This is a genomic window from Streptomyces triticagri, assembly GCF_003429565.1.
Lineage (GTDB): Bacteria > Actinomycetota > Actinomycetes > Streptomycetales > Streptomycetaceae > Streptomyces > Streptomyces triticagri.
In genome coordinates, this window is sequence record NZ_QUAK01000066.1 from 35,872 (window position 1) to 61,893 (window position 26,022).

Genomic DNA, 26,022 nt, shown 5'->3' on the forward strand with positions numbered 1-26,022 from the left:
GCGTTGCCGAACAGTGGACAGCGATGTGGAGAAGAGGGCTCATCCTGGGGACAACCGGGTCGAAGCTGTGGGTAGCCGGTGGACAACTGCGCGGGGCTTCCTGTGGACACTCGGCGGTCCACAGTCTGTGGAGATCGGTTGTCCACGAATCCACAGGCACATGACCTCGGTTGATGGCCTGTCACCAGGGGCCGTTGTGGACACCGTATGGACAACTTCGCGGTCCCCAGGGTGTGGACATCGATACGGGCCCGAATCTGTGGAGAACGACCGGCTCGCTCCCTCGATTCGAACAGTGACTACCGGCGAGTGTGGGCGTCGAAGGGTCGAGAACATGTCGAAGGGGCGTCCCCGGGCTCGGGGACGCCCCTTCAGGAGCGCTCAACTCGTGCTGTGGAAGCCGGTCTTGCCGGCAGTGCGCTACGCGTCAGCCGTTCTTGATGCGGTTGGTGAGCTCCGTGACCTGGTTGTAGATGGACCGCCGCTCGGCCATCAGTGCGCGGATCTTGCGGTCCGCATGCATCACCGTGGTGTGGTCGCGGCCGCCGAACTGCGCGCCGATCTTGGGCAGCGACAGATCCGTCAGCTCCCGGCACAGATACATCGCGATCTGCCGGGCGGTCACGAGCACCCGGCTGCGGGACGATCCGCACAGGTCGTCCACTGTGAGTCCGAAGTAGTCGGCGGTGGCGGCCATGATCGCGGTCGCGGTGATCTCGGGTGCCGCGTCCTCGCCGCCGGGGATCAGGTCCTTGAGCACGATCTCGGTCAGACCCAGGTCGACCGGCTGCCGGTTCAGGCTCGCGAAGGCCGTCACCCGGATCAGGGCGCCCTCCAGCTCCCGGATGTTCCGGGAGATGCGGGAGGCGATGAACTCCAGTACCTCCGGCGGGGCATTGAGCTGCTCCTGCACCGCCTTCTTACGGAGGATCGCGATCCGGGTCTCCAGCTCGGGCGGCTGGACGTCGGTGATCAGACCCCACTCGAAGCGGTTGCGCAGCCGGTCCTCCAGAGTCACCAGCTGCTTGGGCGGACGGTCCGAGGACAGCACGATCTGCTTGTTGGCGTTGTGGAGCGTATTGAAGGTGTGGAAGAACTCCTCCTGCGTCGATTCCTTGTCCGCGAGGAACTGGATGTCGTCGACGAGCAGGATGTCCATCTCGCGGTACCGCTTGCGGAAGCTGTCGCCCTTGCCGTCGCGGATCGAGTTGATGAACTCGTTGGTGAACTCCTCCGAGCTGACGTACCGCACCCGTGTCCCCGGATAGAGGCTCCGCGCGTAGTGCCCGATGGCGTGCAGCAGGTGGGTCTTGCCGAGCCCTGACTCGCCGTAGATGAACAGGGGGTTGTACGCCTTGGCCGGTGCCTCGGCCACCGCGACCGCGGCCGCGTGCGCGAACCGGTTCGAGGCGCCGATGACGAAGGTGTCGAAGAGGTACTTGGGATTCAGCCGTGCCGTCGGCTCGCCGGGGCCCGTCGCGGGAGCCGGCTGCGCGGCAAGCGGGCCGGGCGCTCCGCTCGAGGCCGGGAGCGAGGAAGGGCCGGGGGCGCCGACCGAACCCGTCGAACCGGGCGGGCCCGAGCGGCCCGGCCCGCCGGGAGGCTCGGGCAGATCCTGGCGGTCCCGCTGGTCGTAGGGGAGCCGCTCGGACTGCTGCTCGTAGCGTGAGCGCTCCGGTGGCTGCTGGTCGTACGGGCGCTCCGGGGTCTGCGACCGGTAGCCGTGCTGCGGCGAGGGAGTGCTGTACGGGTCGCGGTCGAAGCCCAGGTGCTGCTGCTGCCAGCCGTAGTCGTCCTGGGGCTGCCGGGGCCAGGACCCGGGCCCCGAGCGCTGGTAGTCCGGGTACGCGGGGCGGACAGTGGGCAACTCGGGGTGCTGGTCGGGGTGTTGCTCGTGGCGTCCGTCGGAGGGCTGACCGGGGCGGCCGGTGCGGTCGTGGTGACGCTGCTCGTCGGTACGGTCGTCGCCGCGGCCGTCGGAGCGGCGGGTGTCCGGGTGCCGGTCGTCGAGGTGCCGGTCCTCGGGGCGGCGGTCCTCGGGGTGCCGGTCGTCGGGGTGGCGGGGATCCGAGTCGAGGGGCTCGCTTCGGTGGGGGTCCGGGTGGTGGGCGTCCGAGCGGTGGCCGTCCGGCCGGGGCTCGCCGCGGTGCCGGCCGCCGTCGTGCGGATCACGCGAGAGTTCGTCCGAGCGGTGGTCGTCCCGGTACCGCTCGTCGTGCTGCGGGCCGGCGTGACGCGCGTCCGCACGCTGGATCTCGTCGCGGTGCGGCGCGTCCGGCCGTCCGTACCCCTCATAACGGTCGCGCCCGCCCGCGGGGGGAAGCGTCTCGTCGTAGCGCTGCTCCTCGTAGCGATGGTGCATCGCCGCCGGAGGAGTGGGCGCCTCGCCGGCAGCCTCGTCGACGGTGATCGCGATGCGGATCTGGCGACCGCACTCGCGGCTCAGGGTCTCGCTGACCACCTGCGCGAGCCGGCCCTCGAGGACGTTCTTGGCGAATTCGTTCGGCACCGCGAGCAATGAGGTGTCCGCGACGAGCGCCAGCGGCTGACACCGCCTGATCCAGCGCTCGTCCTTGGCGTCGACTCCCTGACCGCGACCCTCCCCGAGCAGTTGGTCCAGCACCCGGGGCCACACTGCGGCAAGATCGGCAGAAACGTCAGCCACAGGGCACGCTCTCTCATGGGTCCCACGAAGGTGTGGTTCTGGGACAGGTCGGGACGGAAATCGGGTGGGACGGCGCGAATAGGAGTTCCGCCACGGTAGTCAGGGCAAGCCGTGCGGTTCAAGTTGTTGTCCACAGGCTGTGCACAGTGTCTCCCGTCGTCTCCCGTCCTCCGCTGGTTTGACCGGATGGCGTAGCGCCGCGTACCGTGACCAGGTCGAGTTGTCGATGGCTGCTGCCGCCTGCCTCCGATGGGCACAGATCGCATAAGTGATCGGGAAGCGGTTGCACACGGGCGTGATCGCGAGCTACTCGTGGGCGCACGGTGACAGCCAGACGACACCCCGCCGTCACCGATTCATTCTCTGGAGCCCCCGAGTGAGCAAGCGCACCTTCCAGCCGAACAACCGTCGTCGCGCGAAGACCCACGGCTTCCGGCTGCGTATGCGTACCCGTGCCGGCCGCGCCGTCCTGGCGTCCCGCCGCACCAAGGGTCGCGCCCGTCTGTCCGCCTGATTTCGTAAACAGGTCATGACGTCGTGCTGCCCACCGATAATCGGCTGAGGCGGCGCGAGGAATTCGCGACCGCAGTACGTCGAGGCCGCAGGGCAGGACGCCCGCTACTCGTCGTCCACCTACGCAGCGGTGCAACGGACCCGCACGCGCCCGGGGAGAGCGTTCCCCCGACGCGTGCGGGTTTCGTCGTCAGCAAAGCCGTCGGCATCGCGGTCGTACGGAACAGAGTGAAGCGCAGGCTTCGTCACTTGATGCGGGAACGACTGGCACAGCTGCCCCCCGGTAGCCTGGTAGTCGTACGAGCGTTGCCCAAGGCTGGTGACGCCGACCATGCACAGCTGGCCCGAGACCTGGATGCCGCCCTTGAGCGGCTACTGGGAGGGGGCGCGCGATGAAGTACCCACTGCTTGCGCTGATCAAGCTCTACCAGTGGACCATCAGCCCGCTGCTGGGGCCGGTGTGCAAGTACTACCCGTCGTGTTCCCACTACGGATACCAAGCCATCGACCGGCACGGCGCGATCAAGGGCACGGCACTCACCGCCTGGCGGATCCTGCGGTGCAACCCCTGGTCGCACGGTGGTGTCGATCATGTTCCGCCGCGCAAGCGTCCGCGGTGGCACGAAATGCTGCGCGACGCATGGCGCAACAAGGGCGGGAAGTCCGCCACTGAGACCCCGTCCCACGCTCAAGGAGCCTGATTAGTGGACACGATTGCCAGTCTCTTCAGCTTTATCACCACACCTGTCGCGTGGATCATCGTCCAGTTCCACAAGCTGTACGGGGCGATCTTCGGGCCTGACACGGGCTGGGCCTGGGGTCTGTCGATCGTGTCTCTGGTGATCCTGATCCGGATCTGCCTGATCCCGCTCTTTGTGAAGCAGATCAAGGCCACTCGCGGCATGCAGACACTGCAGCCCGAGATGAAGAAGATCCAGGAGCGCTACAAGAACGACAAGCAGCGTCAGTCCGAAGAGATGATGAAGCTGTACAAGGAGACGGGCACCAACCCGCTCTCCTCGTGCCTTCCCATCCTGGCGCAGTCGCCGTTCTTCTTCGCCCTGTACCACGTGCTGAACAGCATCGCGTCGAACAAGACGGTCGGTGACGTCATCGACCAGCCGCTGCTCGACAGCGCGCGGCAGGCCCACATCTTCGGTGCGCCGCTGGCCTCGAAGTTCATGGACAGCCCGGAGAAGGTCGAGGCGCTCAACGCCTCCCTGACCGACGTGCGGATCGTCACCGCGATCATGATCGTCCTGATGTCGTTCTCGCAGTTCTACACGCAGCGGCAGCTGATGACGAAGAATGTCGACATGACGGTCAAGACGCCGTTCATGCAGCAGCAGAAGATGCTGATGTACGTCTTCCCGGTCATCTTCGCCGTCTTCGGCATCAACTTCCCCGTCGGTGTTCTCGTCTACTGGCTGACCACCAACGTCTGGACCATGGGCCAGCAGATGTTCGTCATCCGCCAGAACCCGACACCGGGCAGCAAGGCGCAGGCCGCGTTCCTCGAGCGTCTGCAGACCAAGGTGGCCAAGCACAACGGCGGCAAGATCCGGCGCGGCGAGCGGAACATCGTCAAGGCCATCGTGGCCAAGGGCCGCGACCGCAACGAGCACGAGCGGAAGTTCATCAACGGCCTGAGCAAGGCCGGCCTGTCGGCGCAGACCGACGGCACGATCACTCAGAGCGATACCGCTGTGGCGGTGGCCGACGGGGACGATGCGCCGCAGTCCGGCGGTACGCAGGGGCGTAAGCAGCCCAAGCGTCAGTCCAAGTCCCAGCGTCAGTCGGGCAGCGGGCAGAGCGTCTCGAAGAACGACGCCACTCCGAACGACGCCGCCAAGACCTCGCTCGACAAGTCCGATGACAGCCAGGGCGCGGCCAAGAACAAGGCGAAGCCCAAGCCCGCCGGCGGAAACAACGCACGGCAGAACAAGTCCGGGCAGCGCAAGGGTGGCCAGCAGCGCCCCAAGCACCCCTCCAAGAAGTAAGAAGGAGCCCATCCCGTGACGGAAGGCACCACCACCTCTGCCACTGCCGAGGCCGGCGACCTGGTCAGCCACCTCGAGCAGGAGGGGGACATTGCGGCGGACTACCTCGAGGGTCTGCTGGACATCGCCGATCTCGACGGCGACATCGACATGGACGTCGAGGCCGACCGAGCGGCCGTGTCCATCATCAGCGATACGAGCAGCCGCGATCTGCAGAAGCTCGTGGGCCGCGACGGCGAGGTCCTGGAGGCGCTCCAGGAGCTGACGCGGCTGGCCGTGCATCGGGAGACCGGTGAGCGCAGCCGGTTGATGCTCGACATCGCCGGCTTCCGTGCCAAGAAGCGTGCGGAGCTCTCCGAGCTGGGCGCCAAGGCCGCCACCGAGGCCAAGAACTCCGGCGAGCCGGTCAAGCTGAAGCCGATGACCCCCTTCGAGCGCAAGGTCGTGCACGACGCGGTCAAGACCGCGGGACTGCGCAGTGAGTCCGAGGGCGAGGAGCCGCAGCGCTTCGTCGTTGTGCTCCCGGCCTGACCTCTCGGCCCTGTCTGATGCCCGGGCCGCCGCTGGAGGCCGGGCCCGATGCACCGTCGGCCCCGTCTGTTCGCAGACGGGGCCGATCTTTGTAAGGCTTCCTGGGAGTGCGGCGACCAGGCGGTAATCCCTCGCCGCGATACGGAAGGACGATCCCGGTGACAGAGGCAGCGGAGCTCCCCCCGGCACCTGAGGTGGCGCGGGCAGTGTTCGGGGAGCGATTCCCGGATGTCGTCCGGTACGCGGAGCTCCTTGCCGATGCAGGGGTGCGGCGAGGACTGATCGGCCCGCGCGAGGTGCCCCGCCTGTGGGAGCGGCACCTGCTGAACTGCGCGGTGCTCTCCGAAGTCGTGCCCGAGGGCGTGACCGTGTGCGACGTCGGTTCAGGGGCCGGCCTTCCTGGCATCCCCTTGGCTCTGGTGCGCCCCGATTTGAAGATCACGCTCCTGGAGCCGCTGCTACGGCGGACGAACTTCCTCAACGAGGTCGTCGAACTCCTCGGGCTCGAGCATGTGACCGTGGTGCGGGGCCGCGCCGAGGAGATGCTCGACAAGCTGCCTCCGGTTCATGTCGTGACTGCGCGAGCAGTCGCACCGCTCGACCGGCTGGCGACATGGGGAGTCCCCCTGCTGCGGCCGTACGGAGAGATGCTTGCCCTCAAGGGCGATACCGCGGCCGAGGAAGTGAAGTCCGCTCGTGCCGCTCTGAACAAGCTGGGTGCGGTCGATGTGTCGGTCGTGCAGGTCGGCGAGGGCGTGGTGGATCCGCGGTCCACGGTCGTACGTGTCGAAGTGGGCGAGAGCCCCGGCGGTGTGCGATTCGCGGCCAAGCGTGCCAAGGCCGCGCGAACTGGGCGGGCGCGGCGACGCCGCTGAAGCCGTCGGCAGTAGGCCACTCAAGGTGCGATACACGCATGTGTCGGAGTGTCGACCTTCGTTGACGCACGCGGCTGGGCATCGTGTTTCACGTGAAACGTCGCTCACTGTTGCACGGGATCATCAGCCGCGGTCGCGCAGCCACTCCGCGCGATCGGAAACCCCTCGCAGGGGGGACGGAGTTGTCCACAGAGGCGGATTCATCCACAGAAGACCGGGCCTCGCTGGTTCGCCACCCCAATGGCATGGGAGGCTCTGTTCATTGCGAGCCTGAAGTCGAGGAGAGTGAATCCTTGCGGTCCGACGCCAACATCGCGGGACCGATGACCGATCCGGTCCCCGGCCCCCGTACCGAAACGGCGGGGGAGGATGTTTCACGTGAAACACCGACCCCGATGGACGACACCCCCATCGGTCGTGCGGCCCAACTGGCCGTGGAGGCCCTGGGCCGTGCCGGTGAAGGCCTGCCTCGGCCTGAGCAGACACGGGTCATGGTGGTGGCCAATCAGAAGGGCGGGGTCGGGAAGACCACGACCACGGTGAACCTCGCCGCCTCACTTGCACTGCACGGTGCGCGTGTTCTGGTGATCGACCTGGATCCGCAGGGCAACGCCTCGACGGCTCTGGGCATCGACCACCACTCCGAGGTCCCCTCCATCTACGACGTCTTGGTCGAGAGCAAGCCTCTCTCCGAAGTCGTCCAGCCGGTCCCTGATGTCGAGGGACTGTTCTGCGCTCCGGCCACCATCGATCTCGCCGGTGCGGAGATCGAGTTGGTGTCGCTCGTTGCGCGGGAGAGCCGCTTGCAGCGCGCCATCCAGGCGTACGAGCAGCCGCTGGACTACGTCCTCATCGACTGCCCCCCGTCCCTCGGCCTCCTGACGGTCAACGCTCTCGTGGCCGGCGCCGAGGTTCTGATCCCGATCCAGTGCGAGTACTACGCCCTGGAGGGCCTGGGCCAACTGCTGAGGAACGTGGATCTCGTACGAGGACACCTCAACCCCGCGCTCCATGTCTCGACCATCCTGCTCACCATGTACGACGGCCGGACCCGGCTCGCTTCGCAGGTGGCGGACGAGGTGCGCAACCACTTCGGTGAGGAGGTGCTGCGGACCAGCATCCCGCGGTCCGTTCGTATCTCCGAGGCCCCCAGCTATGGCCAGACCGTGCTCACGTACGATCCCGGTTCCAGCGGCGCGCTCTCCTATCTCGAGGCCGCCCGGGAGATGGCACTCCGCGGAGTCCAGATCCGGTATGAGCCCCACCCCGGTCACACGAGTGGGGCGAATGAACAGCAGAACCTGGCAGAGGGGATCCAATGAGCGAGCGACGTAGGGGTTTGGGGCGCGGTCTGGGCGCGCTGATCCCCGCTGCCCCGGCGCCGGACAAGTCCGGCTCGAAGGACGCGGCGTCGACGTCTGCGGCTGTGCCTCTGGTGTCGCAGGACCGGGGTGTGGCAGCGGCGGCGGTCACATCACTGCCGCAGACGCCTGTTTCACGTGAAACGGCGGAGCCCAAGCAGGAGGCCGTGGAGCTCCCGGCCGCTCCTGCCGGTGCGCACTTCGCTGAGGTTCCTCTCGACAGCATCACTCCGAACCCACGGCAGCCTCGTGAGGTGTTCGACGAGGATGCCCTCGCCGAATTGGTCACCTCCATCAAGGAGGTGGGCCTTCTCCAGCCGGTGGTCGTACGGCAGCTGGAGAACGACCGCTATGAGCTCATCATGGGTGAGCGCCGCTGGCGGGCCTGTCGGGAGGCGGGGCTCGAGCGCATCCCGGCGATTGTCCGGGCGACCGAGGACGAGAAGCTCCTCCTCGACGCTCTCCTTGAGAACCTGCACCGCGCGCAGCTGAACCCGCTGGAAGAGGCCGCGGCCTACGACCAGTTGCTCAAGGACTTCAACTGCACGCATGATCAGCTCGCCGACCGCATCGGCCGGTCCCGTCCGCAGGTGTCCAACACCTTGCGGCTGTTGAAGCTCTCGCCGGCGGTCCAGCGTCGAGTGGCGGCCGGTGTCCTTTCGGCGGGCCATGCGCGGGCGTTGCTGTCGGTGGAGGACTCCGAGGAGCAGGACAGGCTGGCGCACCGGATCGTCGCGGAGGGGCTGTCCGTGCGCGCGGTCGAAGAGATCGTCACGCTGATGGGATCGCGGCCCACGAGCGCTCAGCGGCCGAAGGGTCCGCGGGCCGGGGGCCGAGTCTCCCCCGCGCTCACGGATCTGGCATCGCGTCTGTCGGACAAGTTCGAGACGAGAGTGAAGGTCGATCTCGGACAGAAGAAGGGCAAGATCGTCGTCGAATTCGCCTCGATGGACGACCTGGAGCGCATTCTGGCGACGATGGCTCCGGGCGAGGGACCTGTGCTCGACCAGGGGGCCGTGGATGACGAGGACGAGGCGGGCTGAACCGACTGCGAAGCAGGGTGAGTCAAGTCCTCGGTGAAGAGCGAGCAGTGTCCGGTGTGTACCGGAACACGGCTCGCTCTTTACTTTCTGGCGGTATCGATGGAATCGCATGGTCGATACGATGCGAGCAGTTGGAGCGCATTCACCCGGCGGGACCTCAGGAGAGGGAGACAGGTGCCATGCGAACGGTGAGCCGCACCGGATTGATGAGCGTGGGCCTGGGCCTCGGCGTTGTCGGCGGGTTCGTCGGCGGCCTCCTTCGGGAACGGAGCGCGTTGGCCGCAGCCCGCTCTGCGGCGGACGGAGGAAGTGAGGAACTGCCTTCATGGGGCGTCGGCTCGCACCGCTCACGCTGGACAACCTCCCCGACCTTCCCAAGCGCTGCCGGACATGCGTTTTCTGGGAACTGGATCCGGTCAGCGGTCAGGCAGCGGTAAAGGCGGGGACTCCGGACCTGGAGAAGGAGGCCTGGATCTCGGCCGTGCTTCTCGAATGGGGTTCGTGCGGCAGGGTCGTGTACGTCGACGAGGTTCCGGTCGGCTTTGTGCTCTACGCCCCACCGGCCTATGTGCCGCGGGCGACAGCATTTCCCACCAGCCCTGTATCGCCCGATGCCGTCCAGCTGATGACCGCTTGGATCACCCCCGGCTACCAAGGGCAGGGGCTGGGCCGAGTGATCGTGCAGACGGTGGCCAAGGATCTGCTGCGCAGAGGGTTCAAGGCGATCGAGGCGTTCGGCGACGCACGGTGGAAAGAGCCGGCCTGTGTGCTGCCCGCGGATCATCTGCTGGCCGTCGGGTTCAAGACCGTACGCCCGCATCCCACCTATCCCCGGCTGAGGTTGGAGCTGCGGACGACTCTGTCGTGGAAGGAAGACGTCGAGCTGGCGCTGGATCGCCTGCTGGGCGCCGTACAGAAAGAACCCGTGCTGCGACCCCTCTAGGAGCGTCCGGGCCTTCGAGGCATCACGCCAGAGCGCTGCCGCGGCCATGCGAACGGGCCCGGCACCTCGAAGTGAGGTGCCGGGCCCGTTTCACGTGAAACAGCGTCGGCGCTGTTGCCGGGTGGCTGCTTATTCGGCGATGAAGTCCTCGAGGTCACGCACGATCGCGGCCTTCGGCTTCGCTCCGACGATCGTCTTGGCCACCTCGCCGCCCTGGTAGACGTTCAGCGTGGGGATCGACATCACGCCGTACTTGGCGGCAGTCGCCGGGTTCTCATCGATGTTGAGCTTGACGACCTGGATCTTGTCACCGTGCTCCGCGGCGATGGCCTCGAGCGACGGAGCGATCTGGCGGCACGGACCGCACCAAGCGGCCCAGAAGTCGACCAGTACGGGCTTGTCGCTCTTGAGGACGTCCTCGTCGAAGGAGTCGTCGGTAACGTTCTTGAGGGTGCCGGCCACGGCGGGGCTCCTTTGAATCGGGGTGAGGCAGTGAGAGGGCAGAGGGAGATCAGACGGTGACAGCGGCGGTCTCGCTGTCGGCGAGGGCCGCGAGGTAACGCTCGGCGTCCAGGGCGGCGGAGCAGCCGGTGCCGGCTGCCGTGATCGCCTGACGGTAGGTGTGGTCGACGACGTCACCCGCGGCGAAGACGCCCGTGAGGTTGGTGCGCGTCGAGGGCGCCTCGACCTTCAGGTAGCCCTCGTCGTCCAAGTCGAGCTGTCCCTTGAAGAGCTCGGTGCGCGGGTCGTGGCCCACGGCGATGAACAGGCCCGTCACGGCCAGTTCGGAGGTCTCGCCCGTCTTGGTGTTGCGCAGGGTGAGACCGGTGAGCTTCGGATCGCCGTGGATCGCGGCGACCTCGCTGTCCCAGGCGAACTTGATCTTCGGGTCGGCGAAGGCACGGTCCTGCATGGCCTTGGACGCGCGCAGGCTGTCCCGACGGTGCACGATCGTCACCGACTTCGCGAAGCGGGAGAGGAACGTCGCCTCTTCCATCGCGGTGTCGCCGCCACCCACCACGGCGATGTCCTGGTCCTTGAAGAAGAACCCGTCACAGGTGGCGCACCACGAGACACCGCGACCGGACAGCGCGTCCTCGTTGGGCAGGCCCAGCTTGCGGTGCTGGGAGCCGGTGGTGACGATGACCGCCTTGGCCTGGTGCACCGTGCCCGCGGTGTCGGTCACGGTCTTGATGTCGCCCGTCAGGTCCACCGCTACGACATCGTCCGGGACGAGTTCGGCACCGAAGCGCTCGGACTGCGCCCGCATGTTGTCCATGAGCTCGGGGCCCATGATTCCGTCCTGGAAGCCAGGGAAGTTCTCTACATCGGTGGTGTTCATCAGCGCGCCGCCGGCGGTGACGGCGCCCTCGAACACCAGCGGCTTCAGCGATGCACGCGCGGTGTACAGCGCGGCCGTGTAGCCGGCGGGCCCGGAGCCGATGATGATCACGTTACGGACGTCGCTCACGGGTGGATTCCTCGTCTCTGCGGACTACCTGCTGCCTTGGTGGGTGAGCCCTCTGCTCGGGACTCTCACCCCACCCAACGGATCCTACGGGGCATGCATTCCCGGCGGCTCCGGGCGTCCGAGCGTGTCAGCCCGATCCCGTACGTCCGCTGTCCGAGCTGTCCGCCCCGAAGTGAGAGACAGGCGCCGGTCGCTCCCCGCTCAGCTGCGCGGATAGGACTGCGTCAGCAGAACTTCACCCTTCGTGGACGAAGCCTCGTCGATGCAGGAGGCGTCGACCACATACGCGGAAACCAGGCTGGGGTCGGATTCATGGGGCAGCACCACGAGGTATGCACCGGTCCCCTCGTACGATCCGCGCTGGATGCCCAGGGCCGGGGTGTCCCGGTCGATGCCGCGCTGGATGCAGACAGGCACCTCCGGCTCCGGCTGGCGAAGCGGCTTGTTCGGACTCGCTCCTCGGGACTGGCCGTCGCCTTCCGCCTGGACGGATCCCTTGGGGGTCACCTTCTCGGGGCGCGGTGAGGAGGTGCTGCGGGCGACGAGCGCAGCCACCTGGTCCTTGAGCGCCCCGTCCGAGAAGGCTTGTGCAGTGTCCTTCTGCGCGGCCTCTGCGGCCGAGTCCGAGGACTGACCGTCCGGTTGCAGCATGAGCGCACCCAGACCGATGGCGGCGACGGTGGCCAGGGCGCCGATCGCGAGGGAAGCGACACTGCGCCGGCGCCGCCGAGGAGCGCCGGATCGCCCTGGACCGGTCGCTCCCCGCGGGCGCCCTGAAGGACGGCCGCCGGGTGCATGCGGGGCAGGGCCAGTCGATGTTTCACGTGAAACACGCGGCCCGGTTTCACGTGAAACATCGACGGGAGACGGATCCTCATCCGCGTGCTCTGCAGTGGGCTCGCGGTCATCAGGCGCCGTCGCACTCAACAGAGCCTCAGCGGCGAGCGCTGCATCGATGCGCTCCGCGACATCGGCCGGCATACGCGAGGGTCCTGGCAGCTCCCCCAGGAGACCGCGGATCTCCGTCAGGGACGCGTGCACGTCCGCGCAGAGTTCACAGCCGGCCAGATGCTGCTTGAGCTCATCGGCTCGGGGCTGGGCGAGCAATCCCTCGGTGAGGTCGGAGATCTCTGATACGTCCGGATGCTCGGCCGTGTCGGTCGTGGATGTCACGCTCGCCCACCTCCGCCCTTCACGACAGTCGGATTGCTCGGGTTGCCTGGTCCTCGGTCTCTGGGTCCTGCTGCGGGTGGGACGGATGCCCCACGAGTCCGGTTCCCTCCCGTGTCGACGTCTCGCGCGCCGCTGTCGGTCGTGTCCGCCCGGTCCGCCTGGCCCGCTCTCAGATGACGCACGAGCGGCAACAGGCGGGCTCGTCCCCGCGCGCAGCGGCTCTTCACCGTGCCCGTCGGCACATCGAGGACCTCGGCCGCCTCGGCGACCGGGTAGCCCTGCATGTCCACGAGGACGAGCGCAGCGCGCTGGTCGGCAGGCAGGGTGGCGAGAGCGGCGATCACCTGTCGATACAGATCCTGTCGCTCGGCCGGCGCCTCGGCGGATTCATGTGGCTCGAGGAGCTGATCCAGGCGCTCAGCATCGTCGACGGGAGATGTCTTCCTGGAGGCCGCCTTGCGAGCGCGGTCGAGGCAGGCGTTGACCGTGATCCGGTGCAGCCAGGTGGTGACGGCGGACTGGCCGCGGAAGGTGTGCGCGGCCCGATACGCCGACATCAGCGCATCCTGGACGGCGTCCGCGGCCTCTTCCCGGTCTCCGAGCGTACGCAGAGCCACAGCCCACAGCCGGTCCCGATGCCGCCGCACCAGCTCGCCGAAGGCGCGCTCGTCGCCGTCCACATGCCGTGCCAGGAGCTCCTGGTCGTTCACCTCGACGTACGGGTCGTCCACCGTCGAGCCCCTCCCCCCGGTAATCCGCTCAGCCCGAGAACTTCACGTCCGTGATGGCTTGCTTGTACCCACTGCCGCTGAACTGATCCTGGGGTGACATCGGCACATCGGTGATCCAGAGGAGAACATAGCGGGTGGCGGTGGCGTCCTTGGCCTTGATGCTCAGCTTGGTGGCGCTGGTCCGGCCTGTGCCGATCTTGTCCATGGAGCTCAGGGACGACGACGGCGACAGGGAGTCCGCCGCGTACAGCGAGGCCGTTGTGTGGTCACCGCCGTACCGGAGAGCTATGGACGCGGCGGACACGTCGTGCTTCGCGCCGAGGTCGAAGACGATGCCCACGCCCTGCTTGTACGGGGCGAGAGTCGGGCCGTCGCGGTAGCTCTTCGTACGCCAGAAGGTGTCACTGTCGTTGTCGTACGTCCCGGAGACGCTGGCCGCGCTCTGTGGCGAGCCGTCCGGCGCGTACTCCTGGGCGTCCTTGATCTGCAGTGGCTTCGCCTGGGACTGCTTGTCGCCGTCGTTGCCGCTGCGGGTGTCGGAGTTCCCCGGGTCCGACGGCTTCTCCCGCTCCATCAGCGCGTCCGCCAGCTGCCAGCTGCCGAGGCCGAGTGCGGCGATCAGGAGTGCGGACACGGCCCACTTGAGCGCCTTCCCGGTCCTTCCGTTCAACGGCGGCGGGGGCTTGGCCGGCAGGGCCTGACCCCGGCCGGCCGCTGGTGTCGCGGACGGCCTGCCGTACACGCCCTGCTGGTACGTCGTGCGCTGGTACTCCGGGGGCGCGGTGAAGGACGGCTCCGGCGGGCGGATGCGCGGCATCTCGCCGACGGCCTGTGCGAGTTCCTCGGGAGTCGTGCAGGGCTGATCGAGACGGGAGGCCGTGGCGCCCTCGTGCACCAGGGCGCGCATCGACAGTTCGGACAGCCCGCGGTGCACGCCGGCCCGTACCTGATCCGGTGGGATCAGGCCGATGCCCTTGGGCAGCCCCGTCATCCCGTAGGCGTCCTCCTCGTACGGCCAGCGCTGGGTCAGCGAGGCGTACAGGAGCGCGCCGATGGCTTCGGTGTCGGTGAGCTGCGGGGTGTCGGAGCTGATGCCGCGCAGGGCCGCATTCACCGCAAGGCCGCGGATGCGGTACTGGCCGCTGGAGGTCCGCAGTACGGCGCTCGGTGTGAGCCGCAGATGAGCGAGGCCCTCCCGGTGCGCGGCCGCCATCGCCTGCGAGACCTGGGCGACGAGCTGATAGGCGTCGTGCGGCTCCAGCGGGCCCGTGGCGAGAAGGGCGCTCAGCTCGACCCCGTCGGGCAGCCATTCGTGCACCACATAGACGAGATCGTCCTCCTCGACGGCGTCGAGGACCTGGACGAAGCGGGGGTCGCCGAGGAGCGCGGAGGAGCGGGCAGCCGCAAGGACGGAGCGGGCCCGCGGGTGCTCGGCGGGAAGCACATGGACGCCGACCGCCCTGCGCAGCTTCTCGTCCACCGCTCGCCAGCTGCTGAATCCGTCCAAACGGGTGACGCACTCCTCGAGGCGGTAGCGCCTCGCGAGCTTGTGGCCGCTGTGCAGTTCCGGTGGCGCGACATCCGGCGGGTCGGTGATCGCCGCCTCGTCGGGCCGGTCCTTGTCGTCGTCGCCCGCCGTTGTGTCCTGGCTCTGGGCCGCTCCGTCGGCTGTGGCCTGGTCCGCCTCGGCGGTCGGCGACTCCTCGTCACCGTCTGCTGCCACATCGACGGCAGCTGTGCTCCGTTCCGCCACCGTCGTTCCTGCCTCCCCATCCGTTGCGCGCCGTACAGCGCCAAAGCCAATTGTGCCCACAGTCGGCTGCTATGCACGACACGCAGCCGCCGACGATGGTTGTGCGGCCCTCGGGGGTTCGGCGGGAATCAGCGGCCGAGACGGCCGCGGACCATGCCGACGAGGGCGTTGAGCTCTTCGATCCGCATGCGGCGCGCGGCCACGAAGAAGATGCCGAGCAGCACCACGCCACCGCCGATCAGTGCGGCGAGGGAGCCGATGACGCCCTGCCCGAGCCCTTGGGTGATCGCGTACCCAGCGCCGCCGCCGAGAACCGCGGCCGGTACCGAGGCCAGCGCCAGGCGGGCATAGGTGCGGATGACGTGAGCACCGTCGAGGTCGCCGCCGAGCCGCTTGCGCAGCCGCTGCCAGGCGACGCCCACGCCGATCGCGTACGCGATGCCGTACGCGGCGGCCATGCCGGTCACGGCCCAGCGGTCGGGCAGCAGTACGTAGCAGAGGCCTGCGGCGGCAGCGTTGACGATGGCGACGATGACCGTGTTGTAGAACGGCGTGCGGGTGTCTTCGTAGGCGTAGAAGGCACGGAGCACGACGTACTGCACGGAGTACGGGATGAGGCCGAGGCCGAAGGCCATGAGCATGTAGCCCATGGACGTGGCGCCGCCGGAGGACCCGAAGACCAGAGTGCACATCGGGACGCCGAGCGCGACGAAGGCGAAGGCGATCGGCACGATGGCGACCGCCGTGGTCCGCAGCCCTTGCGAGATGTCGTCGCGTACGGCGCCGGTGTCGCCCTCGTTGGCCGACCGCGAGAGCCGTGGGAGCAGCGCGGCCATCAAGGACACCGTGATGATGGCCTGCGGCAGCCCCCAGATCAGCTGGGCGTTGGCGTACGCGGCGAATCCGGTGCCGTCGACGGGCGACTGCTTTCCGGATGCGGTGGACAGCTGGGAGACGACGATGGCGCCTGCCTGGTTGGCGAGGACGAACAGCATGGTCCACTTGGCGAGCCTTGCCGCCTTGCCGAGCCCATGGCCCCGCCAGTCGAAGCGCAGGCGCAGCTTGAAGCCCGTCTCCTTGAGGTACGGGATCATCGCAAGAGCCTGCACGACGAGACCGAGCAGAACACCGAATCCGAGCAGCCGCTCGCCCTCCGGTGGCAGCGACTGGACGGTCATCCGGGAGTCCGCGGCCGAGCCGTAGACCCAGAGGAACATGCCGAGCGTCGCGATGATCACGACGTTGTTCAGCACCGGCGTCCACATCATCGCGCCGAAGCGGCCGCGGGCATTGAGGATCTGCCCCATGACGACATGGATGCCCATGAAGAAGATCGTCGGCAGGAAATAGCGGAGCAGCGTGACGCCAACGTCGTTCGCCGCCGGATCCGAGGCGACAGAGCCGGAAAGCAGCCGGATCAGCAGCGGGGCCAGCACCATCCCGAGGAGCGTGAGTGCCCCCAGCGCCACCATGACGAGCGTCAACAACCGGTTGGCGTACGCCTGCCCGCCGTCGCTGTCCTCCTTCATGGAACGCACCAGCTGCGGTACGAACACGGAGTTCAGACCGCCGCCGATGGTGAGGATGTAGATCATCGTCGGCAGTTGATAGGCCACCTGGAAGGTGTCACCCAGGAGCCCGACTCCGAGCGCGGAAACGATCAGCGCCGACCGCACAAACCCCGTCAGCCGGGAAACCATCGTGCCGGCGGCCATCACCGCACTGGACTTCAGCACGCTGGACGCCCGGCCGCCCTTCTTCGGCGGCGTCGGGGCCGGACCCGCGGGCGGCTCCGGAGTTCCCTCCCCGGCGGCCGGCGGGCGAGCTCCGCTGCCCTGCTGGTCGCGGTAGAGGTGGGCGAAGGCGTCCGGCTCGTGCCGGTCGTCGGACGCCCGGGTGACCAGGTCGTCGACGCCGACGAACTGGGTGGTGCGGGCATCGTCGCCGTACGGGAGGTGGCGGGTCGGACCGTCCGGCTCGGGCGGGGGCGTCTGGGCCCACACCCGGGGGTCGGGCGCATGCTGCGGGGGCGCCGGCTGGGCGTACAGCGCCTGCGGGTCGGGGTAGGAACCCGGGGGCGGCGGAGGGTGCGCGGCGCGGTCGTACAGCGCCTCACCCACCGGGTCCTGGGCAGCGAGATCCTGGTCCCGGTAGGGATCCTGGTCGTAGGCGTCCTGGACGTACATGTCCGAGGCGGGTGGCTGCGGGGGGACCTGACCGCCCGCGGGGTCGCCGCCTCCCGCGGACTGACCGCGGTCACCGTCGTACGGCGCGTTCATGCTTACCCCACCTCATCGGTCCCACGGCCCACCGGCCAGGTCGTCAATCAACGGTCCACTCTCTCACCCGTGCCGGACGGGCCGGTGCTTTCCGCGGCGGTGTCCGGGGACGGGTCACCCGGCTGGTCCGGGGCATCGCCGCCCGCGTCGGCCGGCTCGGGCTCGTCATCGTCGTCGGACGTGTCCGCGCCACCGTCGCTCCCTTCCCCGTCGTCTCCGTTCCCGCCGTCGTCATTGCCGTCGTCGTTCCCGCTCTCGGACCCCGAGTCGCCGTCCTGCGAGGGCTGCTGCGCCGCCGCTCGCTTGCGCTGGGTGTACATGCGGAAACCGGCGAGTACGAGCAGCAGGAAGCCGCCGGCCAGGACCAGCATCACCGTCGGGGTGATCTCGGTGACGTTCACCTCGAAGCGGATCGGACTGCCGTAGCGCTGACCGTCCTCCGTGAAGAGCTGGGCCCACACCGCCGCCCGGCCGTTGGCGTTGGCGGAGGTGTTGAACTTCACCGACTGGCTGTGGCCACCGGCGATCTTGACCTGCTGCTCCTCGTAGGGCCCGTCGCCGATCGTCAGGCGCCTCGGCTTGGTCGACGTCAGGCGCAGCTTCATGTGCTCGACGCCCTGTACCAGGTTGTTCTGCACCGTCACGGGGATCGTCGCGCTGCGCCCGGAGAGCTTGGCCTCGGTCTTCGGGATCAGCGAGACCCGCTTGGTGAGACCGTCGAGATAGCTCTGCACTCCGGCCCGGTACTGCTCCCCCTCGGCGGCCCGGCCGCGCCAGGAGTTGGACATCGCCCGGTCGATGGCCCGTCCGAAGGGCGTCACGACCCGGTCCGGCTCACTGAGGATCACCTTGAATCCGTCGAGTGTCGCCTTCGTGTTCCGGAGCGCCTCGAAGGCCGCCTTGGGCAGCTCCTGTTTGCGTACCGACGCCGGATAGCTGCCACGCCCCGGCACCTGCTTGGTGGCCTGCGGATCGGGCTTCGCCTTCGCCGCGTCTGTGAGGTCCACGGACTGGGACCAGCGCCCGCCTTCGAGGGCCTGCACGGCCCGGGCCATGGACTGCGCCTGGCTGGCGGAGGGGGTGCGCTGGGGAGCGACGACGATGCTGCGGGCGCGCTCCGGGTCCTGCAGATTGATCATCTGGGTCTGGGCCAGGAACTCCTGGACCGCGAGAGTCGAGGACTCCGCTCCGGTCATGTCGCCCTGGAAGAGCTCGGAGAGGTTCGCGTCCGCCACGACCGCAGTGGTCCCACCGCCGATGGGGCGTGCCGCCGTCGGGGTATAGGGGAGACCGCCCCGCTCCTGGAGGCTGTCGCTGCGGGCGATGACCGTGTCGGCCCCGGCGGAGGTGGCCACGTCGACGATCGAGGGGTCGATCGCGCCCTCGGCCGGCCAGGCGAAGTCGGTGCTCGGCTCCACGTGCAGGATCGACTTCACGGTGCGGGCCGCGACATCCGTCGCGTCCTGCAGGTGGCTGAGCGAGCCGGAGACGCCCTTGCCCTGATGGGCGAGCGAGGCGAGATCGGGGTCGGCGAAGGGGAGGGCGACCACCTTCTTGTCCTTGACGGCGGTCTGCAGGTCGTTCAGCCACTTCTTGGCGACGGCCTGGTTCTTGCCGGGGATGGGGTCGCCGCCCTCGGGGTTCCGGATGCTGTACGGCTCGGTCATCGCCTCGACCGACGCAAGCAGATCGGGATCGATGACCCAGGTGACCGGGAGGTCCCGGCCCAGCGACAGCATCTGCTCGAGTCGTCCGCCGGGGGTGATCTCCTCGGCGAGACGGTCGTCGGAGAACACCGGAGTCTGCTGCTCGTCGGAGCCCGTCTCGGCCGTCAGATGCGTCGAGGAGATCAGCGGCCACAGCATGGTCGTCCGGGTGGGCTCGCTCGCCGTCTCGGACTGCCAGGGCAGGAACGTCCGCTGGATGCCCAGGACCTGGTCGTACGGCTGGGCCGTGGTGCGGCCGGTGAGGGCCACGCCCAGCTGGTACACGCCGTCCGCGCCGAGGTCCAGCTCCTTGACCGGGATGGACAGGGAGAAGTCCTGCGGGACGCCCGGAGCGAGCTTCTTGAACGTCTCCTTGTACGAGTCGTCGTCGACGGCCGTCCCGTCGGAGCCGGGCAGGAAGCCGGTGCGCTCACCGGCACTGTCGATCATGGAGCGGGCGTTCATCATCGGCCCGACGCGCAAGTCGACCGTGGCATCGGTGACCGTCCGCGCACTCTCATTGGTCACGGTGCCGGAGACGGTGAGGGTGTCCCCGTCGACCGGGGCCGCCGGCGTCAGGGAGTCGAGCGACACATCGACCGTACGGGAGCCGGTGGGAGCGGCGGCCGCCTTGGCGGGCGAATCGGCCTGGGCCGGAGGCGCCGCGGTCACCTGCAGCAGCCCGGCGAGGATCGGGGCCGCCGCGAGGGCCGCTCCGATGCGCCTCAGCCGCCGGCGGGCAGGTGAGGGAGTCATCCCCTGGAAGTCTGCCGCCTCGGCCACGCGCTCGCCCGTCCCTAGTCGTCGTCAGTGGTCGTCGCATTTGCGTCCCCGCATGGTAACGAGGCCAGCTGTGGCCGAGTGCCGCGCACTGCTCCACATGATCGCGAAGCAGGTCAGCGACGGTACGGCCGCTACGAGGGAAACAGATCGGGCCGCTGGGGCGAAAAAGAGGGCGGAGCCGGTGGCGCGGGGCACGTACCCTTTTCTGTTGTGCCGAACGCCAATGAAGACAACCTCAGTGCCCTCAGCCAGGTGCAGCGCCGCGCGGTGAGCGAACTCCTGCGGGTGTCCCCCGTCGCCGACGATCTCGCCCGCCGTTTCCAGGAGGCCGGGTTCTCCCTCGCCCTGGTCGGCGGCTCGGTGCGGGACGCGCTCCTGGGACGGCTCGGCAATGACCTGGACTTCACCACCGACGCGCGGCCCGAGGACGTACTGAAGATCGTCCGCCCCTGGGCCGACTCGGTGTGGGAGGTCGGCATCGCCTTCGGCACGGTCGGCTGCCAGAAGGCGGCGCAGGGCGACGGGGATCAGCTGACGTACCAGATCGAGGTGACGACCTACCGGTCCGAGGCGTACGACAGGACCTCGCGGAAGCCCGAGGTGTCCTACGGCGACTCGATCGAGGAAGACCTCGTGCGGCGGGACTTCACCGTCAACGCGATGGCCGTGGCGCTGCCGGAGAAGGACTTCATCGATCCGCACGGCGGCCTCGACGACCTCGCGGCGCGCGTGCTGCGCACGCCCAGCACCCCTCAGGAGTCCTTCTCGGACGACCCGCTGCGGATGATGCGGGCGGCGAGGTTCGCGGCGCAGCTGGACTTCGAGGTGTCCGAGGACGTCGTCGCCGCGATGAAGGAGATGGCGGAGCGCATCGACATCGTCTCGGCCGAGCGCGTCCGTGACGAGCTCAACAAGCTGCTGCTGTCCGAGCACCCCCGCAAGGGCCTCACCCTGCTCGTCGACACGGGTCTCGCCGCCCGTGTCCTTCCGGAGCTGCCGGCGCTGCGTCTGGAGAGCGACGAGCACCACCGCCACAAGGACGTCTACGAGCACTCGCTGACGGTTCTGGAGCAGGCGATCGCTCTCGAGGAGGACGGGCCGGACCTCACGCTGCGTCTGGCGGCTCTGCTGCACGACATCGGCAAGCCGAAGACACGGCGTTTCGAGAAGGACGGCCGGGTCTCCTTCCACCACCACGAAGTGGTGGGCGCCAAGCTGACGAAGAAACGCATGACGGCCCTCAAGTACTCCAACGAACTGGTGAAGGACGTCTGCCGGCTCGTCGAACTGCACCTGCGCTTCCACGGCTACGGGACGGGCGAGTGGACGGACTCCGCGGTCCGCCGCTACGTCAGGGACGCCGGGCCGCTGCTCAGCCGGCTGCACAAGCTGACCCGCTCCGACTGCACCACGCGCAACAAGCGGCGGGCCAATGCCCTGTCGCGGGCGTACGACGGTCTGGAGGAGCGGATCGCCCGGCTCCAGGAGCAGGAGGAGCTGGACTCCATCCGGCCGGACCTCAACGGCAACGAGATCATGGAGATCCTCGGCGTCGGGCCCGGCCCGGTGATCGGCCGCGCCTACCAGTTCCTCCTCGAACTCCGTCTGGAGAACGGCCCGATGGAGCGCGACGCCGCCGCCGGCGCCCTCAAGGAGTGGTGGGCGACGCAGTCCTGAACGCGTGAAACGGGGCCATGTTTCACGTGAAACATGGCCCCGTTCTCGTTCGCAGACGGGTCGGGGTGCTGTGTTTCACGTGAAACACAGCACCCCGACCCGTCAGTTGAGCTGGTTCAGCCCTTGTACTCCTCGAGGCAGAGGGTGAACGAGTCGCCCTTGCCGCCGCTCTGCGTGTACTTCGAGTACTTGCTGAGGTCACAGCTGCCGGTCGAGCCGTCCTTGCGCTCGACGACCTTGTACTTGGCCTTGGAGTCGCCGCAGTCGACAACTTCGAGGTCCGGGTTGGTCGAGCTCTTCTCATTGCCGATGCTCATGCAGTCGCCGACCTCGGCGGCCTGCGCGTCATCCCGGCTGGCCCACCAACTGCCCGCCACGACGATGACGGCGACCACGGCGATGCCGATACGGAGGTAGGTCTTCATGCTGCGCTTCGGCGCCGGAGGCGGGGCCGGGGTGCCGGCGTACTGCGGGGGCACGCCACCCGGCTGGCCCGGCTGCTGGCCGTAGGGGTTGCCCCCACCCTGAGGCTGCTGGCCGTACGGGTTGCCTCCGCCCTGGGGTGCCTGCTGGCCGTACGGGTTCTGGCCCTGAGCGAATGGATTCTGGCCCTGGGGCGGCGGAGTGGTCACTGGGGGTCCCCCTCGAACGAAGACGCGATGGCGCGAAATGACGTCCGTAAACTATCCGGCCCCGGCGGCAACTCTGAAGCCAGATCGGCTCCTGTATCACTGATGTGACACTTACTGCCGTGCAGATCGGGTCAAAGAGGCAGCAACTGCTGCGTAGATCACGGCGACCGTGACGACAAGCGGAACCGATCGGCCGTCCGGCGGGAGTACGAGAGCGGCGACGCCGGCCGCTCCGACGAAGGCGACGTTGAAAAGCACGTCGTAGACGGAGAAGATCCGGCCGCGATAGGCGTCGTCGACCGACGACTGCACCACGGTGTCCGTCGCGATCTTCGAGCCCTGGGTCACAAGTCCGAGGACGAAGGCCGCGATCAGTATCGGGACCGGCTCGAAGGGCAGACCGAGCGCGGGCGCGAGGATCGCCGCCGAGCCGGCGCAGAACGCCATCCAGCCCTCCGGGCGCAGCCGGCCCACCGACCAGGGCGTCAGGACGGCCGCGGCGAAGAATCCGGCACCGGAGATCCCGACTGCGAGACCGAGCAGGGCGATCCCGTCGGAGTCCGTGGCATCGTCCGCGGGCCAGGCGTATCGGCAGAGCATCAGGACCATCACGGTCAGCGCGCCGTAGCAGAACCGCAGAGCGGTCATCGCGGCCAACACACGCGCGGCGGGCCGGCGTTGCGCGAGATGCCGTACGCCGTCGGCCAGACCCCGCGCCGTGGACGCCACGGCCTCCCCGACGCCGGCCTTGAGGAGTTCGGGCTCCGGGCCGAGCAGCGTCCGGGGGAACCGGAGCGAGGCGAGGCCCGCACAGAGGTAGAGGACGGCCGAGAGCAGCACCACCGCGGCGTCCGAGTCGAGCCCCGTCAGACGCAGCAGGAAGGCGAGTCCGCCGCCCGCGGTGGCCGCGAGTGTGCCGGCCGTGGGTGACAGCGAGTTGGCCATCACCAGGCGGTCCCCGTCGACCACGCGCGGCAGGGCGGCCGAAAGCCCTGCCAGGACGAAGCGGTTGACGGCCGTGACGCAGAGCGCGGCGGTGTAGAAGAGCCATTCCGGCGTGCTGCTCAGGATCAGCAGCGCGGTCGCCGCGGCGAGTGCGGCCCGCAGCAGACTGCCGTACAGAAAGACCTGCCGCCGCGGCCATCGGTCGAGAAGCACTCCGGCGAACGGGCCGACGAACGAATAGGGCAGCAGCAGGACCGCCATCGCGGAGGCGATCGCCGCTGGCGAGGTCTGCTTCTCGGGGGAGAAGACCACATAGGTGGCGAGTGCGACCTGGAAGACGCCGTCGGCCGACTGGGAGAGCAGCCGCAGAGCGAGCAGCCGCCGGAAGTACCTGAAGTGCAGCAGTACGCGCAGGTCACGCACGAGGGGCATGGGGCACAGCCTCACATACCCGCGGGGCCCCCGGGCACATTGCCCAGGGGCCCCGAGAAGGCTGGTGGATCAGGCGCCTCAGCGCTCGACCTCGCCGTTGATGAACTTCTCGACGTTCGCGTACGCCTCTTCGTCGAAGTACTGCACCGGCGGGGACTTCATGAAGTACGAGGACGCGGAGAGGATCGGGCCGCCGACGCCGCGGTCCTTGGCGATCTTCGCGGCGCGCAGCGCGTCGATGATGACACCCGCGGAGTTCGGGGAGTCCCAGACCTCGAGCTTGTACTCCAGGTTCAGCGGGACCTCGCCGAAGGCGCGGCCCTCGAGGCGGACGTACGCCCACTTGCGGTCGTCCAGCCAGGCCACGTAGTCGGACGGGCCGATGTGGACGTTGTCGTCGCCCAGTTCGCGGTCGCGGATCTGGGAGGTGACGGACTGGGTCTTCGAGATCTTCTTGGACTCGAGGCGGTCGCGCTCCAGCATGTTCTTGAAGTCCATGTTGCCGCCGACGTTGAGCTGCATGGTGCGCTCGAGGCGGACGCCGCGGTCCTCGAAGAGCTTGGCCATCACACGGTGCGTGATGGTCGCGCCGACCTGCGACTTGATGTCGTCACCGACGATCGGGACACCGGCCTCGGTGAACTTGTCGGCCCATTCCTTGGTGCCGGCGATGAAGACCGGAAGGGCGTTGACGAAGGCGACCTTGGCGTCGATGGCGCACTGGGCGTAGTACTTCGCCGCGTCCTCGGAACCGACGGGCAGGTAGCAGACGAGGACGTCGACCTGCTTGTCCTTGAGCTCCTGGACGATGTCGGCCGGCTCCTCGGCGGACTCCTCGATGGTCTGGCGGTAGTACTTGCCGAGGCCGTCGAGGGTGTGACCGCGCTGGACCTGGACGCCGGTGCTCGGCACGTCGCAGATCTTGATGGTGTTGTTCTCGCTGGCCCCGATGGCGTCCGCGAGGTCGAGACCGACCTTCTTCGCGTCCACGTCGAAGGCGGCCACGAACTCGACGTCCCGCACGTGGTAGTCGCCGAACTGGACGTGCATCAGACCCGGGACCTTGCTGTCCGGGTCGGCGTCCTTGTAGTACTCGACGCCCTGGACCAGCGAGGCGGCGCAGTTGCCCACGCCGACGATGGCTACGCGAACCGAACCCATTCCGGTTGCTCCCTGTGTGTTCTTGGTGAGGCCCAGCGATGCGGGCTTCACGTGGCGGTGTCGTCGGACGGATCCGGCCGGGTGCTGTCCCGGTGCCGGGGCAGGCCGCCCGTCTCTCCAGATGTGTCCTGCTGAGCGGCGTCGTCCCCCGAGGGGGCGGACGGGGATCGTCGCCGATCCCGCCCCGAGCGCTCGCTCTCGATGAGCTCGTTCAGCCAGCGCACTTCGCGCTCCACGGACTCCATGCCGTGCCGCTGCAGCTCGAGTGTGTAGTCGTCCAGACGCTCCCGGGTCCGGGCCAGGGAGGCGCGCATCTTTTCCAGACGCTCCTCGAGCCGGCTCCGGCGTCCTTCAAGGACCCGCATACGTACGTCTCGCGACGTCTGTCCGAAGAAGGCGAAGCGAGCGGCGAAGCTCTCGTCGTCGTACGCGTCGGGTCCGGTCTGGGAGAGAAGCTCCTCGAAGTGCTCCTTGCCCTCCGCCGTCAACCTGTAGACGATCTTGGCGCGACGGCCGGTGAGCGGTGCGGCGAGGGGATCCTCTGCTGCGCCCCCCGATTCCTCGATCAACCAGCCGTTGGCGACCAGCGTCTTGAGGCAGGGGTACAGCGATCCGTAGCTGAAGGCCCGGAAGACCCCCAGCGAGGTGTTGAGTCGTTTGCGCAGCTCGTAGCCGTGCATCGGGGATTCGCGGAGCAGGCCGAGGATGGCGAACTCGAGGATTCCGGAGCGTCTGCTCATCCCTGGCACCTCCCCGAATCCCGATGTGTTCGCGCACTTTATGTCGAGCTGATGTATCGACTCGATACATCTCGACGATAGAACGGCCATCCGGATGCGGCAAGAGGGGTCACGGTGAACGGCGTCACATCACCGATTCGCATGAAGCAAAGTGCCTGATTTGGGGTGAACTTCAGGGCTAGGTGGGTTTTGACGGTGCGTACTGTGTCCCCATGCATGCCACCGGGAACCACGTGACGCCACGCGGCGTCTGCGTTTTGGATGTACCGGGTGCTGTGCGGATCGAGCCGCAACAGGGGCGCGTCCGTACATCGGGGGGACCGGAATACACCTGCCGCTTCCAGGCGCACCTGGCGCGCCTGCCCGAGGAGTAGTCGTTCGATGAGCGAGCACCGTCGCAAACCGCCGCAGCCCCAGGGCGGCGGACGTGCCGCGGCAAGGCATGGCGTCACCGGAGCCTCTTCCGGACGCCGCGCCGCGCCGCGAGGCGCCACCGGATCTCCCTCAGGTTCCTACGGACCTTCCGGAGGCGAGGACCGTCCCTACGGCGGCCGGGCGGAGGCCCGGCGAGCCGCGCAGCGCAGCGCCGGCTCCGGCGGCAGGCGCCG

At 68.3% G+C, this 26,022-nt stretch carries 22 protein-coding genes; 10 read left to right on the forward strand and 12 right to left on the reverse strand.

What is annotated here, in order from left to right; genetic code table 11:
- Nucleotides 1-427 precede the first annotated feature (427 nt).
- On the reverse strand, nt 428-2,665 hold the full coding sequence (gene dnaA / locus DY218_RS12115; protein ID WP_128555976.1) for a chromosomal replication initiator protein DnaA: 2,238 nt from the start codon (nt 2,663-2,665) through the stop codon (nt 428-430).
- A 376-nt stretch (nt 2,666-3,041) separates the two neighbouring features.
- Between dnaA and rpmH the strand changes: the two genes are divergently transcribed.
- The 9 genes from rpmH to DY218_RS12160 all read left to right on the forward strand — a co-directional run bounded on the left by rpmH (nt 3,042) and on the right by DY218_RS12160 (nt 9,931).
- Entirely contained in the window at nt 3,042-3,179 is a 138-nt protein-coding gene (gene rpmH, locus DY218_RS12120; RefSeq protein ID WP_119296106.1) for a 50S ribosomal protein L34, read from the forward strand.
- Nucleotides 3,180-3,202: 23 nt separating this feature from the next.
- Nucleotides 3,203-3,574, forward strand: a complete 372-nt coding sequence (gene rnpA, locus DY218_RS12125; RefSeq protein ID WP_128555977.1) for a ribonuclease P protein component — start codon at nt 3,203-3,205, stop codon at nt 3,572-3,574.
- Nucleotides 3,571-3,879, forward strand: a complete 309-nt coding sequence (gene yidD, locus DY218_RS12130) for a membrane protein insertion efficiency factor YidD (protein WP_128555978.1) — start codon at nt 3,571-3,573, stop codon at nt 3,877-3,879. The genes rnpA and yidD overlap by 4 nt, the downstream gene beginning before the upstream one ends.
- Before the next feature lie 3 nt (nt 3,880-3,882).
- Nucleotides 3,883-5,178 carry a membrane protein insertase YidC gene (yidC, locus tag DY218_RS12135; protein ID WP_128555979.1) on the forward strand — a complete coding sequence of 432 codons (1,296 nt, stop codon included), beginning with the start codon at nt 3,883-3,885 and terminating at the stop codon, nt 5,176-5,178.
- Between the two features lie 15 nt (nt 5,179-5,193).
- Nucleotides 5,194-5,709, forward strand: coding sequence for a Jag family protein (locus DY218_RS12140; protein WP_128555980.1), 516 nt, complete (start codon nt 5,194-5,196; stop codon nt 5,707-5,709).
- Between the two features lie 158 nt (nt 5,710-5,867).
- Entirely contained in the window at nt 5,868-6,584 is a 717-nt protein-coding gene (gene rsmG / locus DY218_RS12145; protein ID WP_128555981.1) for a 16S rRNA (guanine(527)-N(7))-methyltransferase RsmG, read from the forward strand.
- Between the two features lie 245 nt (nt 6,585-6,829).
- Nucleotides 6,830-7,906 (forward strand): ParA family protein, encoded by a 1,077-nt coding sequence (locus DY218_RS12150; RefSeq protein ID WP_128555998.1) that lies wholly within the window; start codon nt 6,830-6,832, stop codon nt 7,904-7,906.
- Entirely contained in the window at nt 7,903-8,988 is a 1,086-nt protein-coding gene (locus tag DY218_RS12155; RefSeq protein ID WP_128555982.1) for a ParB/RepB/Spo0J family partition protein, read from the forward strand. Before DY218_RS12150 ends, DY218_RS12155 begins: the two co-directional genes overlap by 4 nt.
- A gap of 325 nt (nt 8,989-9,313) precedes the next feature.
- Nucleotides 9,314-9,931: a GNAT family N-acetyltransferase gene (locus DY218_RS12160; protein WP_128555983.1), complete on the forward strand. Its 618-nt coding sequence runs from the start codon at nt 9,314-9,316 to the stop codon at nt 9,929-9,931.
- A gap of 129 nt (nt 9,932-10,060) precedes the next feature.
- Here the strand turns inward: DY218_RS12160 and trxA are convergent, their stop codons facing one another.
- The 7 genes from trxA to DY218_RS12195 form a co-directional block, all read right to left on the reverse strand.
- The gene (trxA, locus tag DY218_RS12165; protein ID WP_128555984.1) at nt 10,061-10,393 is read right to left on the reverse strand and encodes a thioredoxin; all 333 of its coding nucleotides are present in this window, start codon (nt 10,391-10,393) and stop codon (nt 10,061-10,063) included.
- Nucleotides 10,394-10,442: 49 nt separating this feature from the next.
- Nucleotides 10,443-11,402, reverse strand: coding sequence for a thioredoxin-disulfide reductase (gene trxB, locus DY218_RS12170; RefSeq protein WP_128555985.1), 960 nt, complete (start codon nt 11,400-11,402; stop codon nt 10,443-10,445).
- Between the two features lie 201 nt (nt 11,403-11,603).
- Nucleotides 11,604-12,575 (reverse strand): anti-sigma factor, encoded by a 972-nt coding sequence (locus tag DY218_RS12175; protein ID WP_128555986.1) that lies wholly within the window; start codon nt 12,573-12,575, stop codon nt 11,604-11,606.
- Nucleotides 12,572-13,306, reverse strand: a complete 735-nt coding sequence (gene sigM, locus DY218_RS12180; RefSeq protein ID WP_128555987.1) for an RNA polymerase sigma factor SigM — start codon at nt 13,304-13,306, stop codon at nt 12,572-12,574. Before sigM ends, DY218_RS12175 begins: the two co-directional genes overlap by 4 nt.
- 28 nt (nt 13,307-13,334) lie before the next feature.
- Nucleotides 13,335-15,059, reverse strand: coding sequence for a protein kinase family protein (locus tag DY218_RS12185; protein ID WP_128555988.1), 1,725 nt, complete (start codon nt 15,057-15,059; stop codon nt 13,335-13,337).
- 128 nt (nt 15,060-15,187) lie between these two features.
- A complete protein-coding gene (gene murJ / locus DY218_RS12190; RefSeq protein WP_128555989.1) occupies nt 15,188-17,338 on the reverse strand; it encodes a murein biosynthesis integral membrane protein MurJ in 2,151 nt (716 codons plus the stop codon).
- Nucleotides 17,339-17,385: 47 nt separating this feature from the next.
- Complete coding sequence (locus DY218_RS12195; RefSeq protein ID WP_128555990.1) at nt 17,386-19,827, reverse strand: DUF6049 family protein; 2,442 nt, start codon at nt 19,825-19,827, stop codon at nt 17,386-17,388.
- A 210-nt stretch (nt 19,828-20,037) separates the two neighbouring features.
- Here DY218_RS12195 and DY218_RS12200 point away from each other — a divergent pair, with 210 nt between their 5' ends.
- A complete protein-coding gene (locus DY218_RS12200) occupies nt 20,038-21,504 on the forward strand; it encodes a CCA tRNA nucleotidyltransferase (protein ID WP_128555991.1) in 1,467 nt (488 codons plus the stop codon).
- 116 nt (nt 21,505-21,620) lie between these two features.
- Here DY218_RS12200 and DY218_RS12205 read toward each other — a convergent pair whose 3' ends face one another.
- The 4 genes from DY218_RS12205 to DY218_RS12220 form a co-directional block, all read right to left on the reverse strand.
- Nucleotides 21,621-22,136, reverse strand: coding sequence for an LppU/SCO3897 family protein (locus DY218_RS12205; protein WP_128555992.1), 516 nt, complete (start codon nt 22,134-22,136; stop codon nt 21,621-21,623).
- A 111-nt stretch (nt 22,137-22,247) separates the two neighbouring features.
- Nucleotides 22,248-23,513, reverse strand: coding sequence for an MFS transporter (locus DY218_RS12210; protein ID WP_128555993.1), 1,266 nt, complete (start codon nt 23,511-23,513; stop codon nt 22,248-22,250).
- A 78-nt stretch (nt 23,514-23,591) separates the two neighbouring features.
- Nucleotides 23,592-24,674, reverse strand: coding sequence for an inositol-3-phosphate synthase (locus tag DY218_RS12215; RefSeq protein ID WP_128555994.1), 1,083 nt, complete (start codon nt 24,672-24,674; stop codon nt 23,592-23,594).
- A 47-nt stretch (nt 24,675-24,721) separates the two neighbouring features.
- The gene (locus tag DY218_RS12220) at nt 24,722-25,414 is read right to left on the reverse strand and encodes a PadR family transcriptional regulator (RefSeq protein WP_128555995.1); all 693 of its coding nucleotides are present in this window, start codon (nt 25,412-25,414) and stop codon (nt 24,722-24,724) included.
- Nucleotides 25,415-26,022 lie beyond the last annotated feature (608 nt).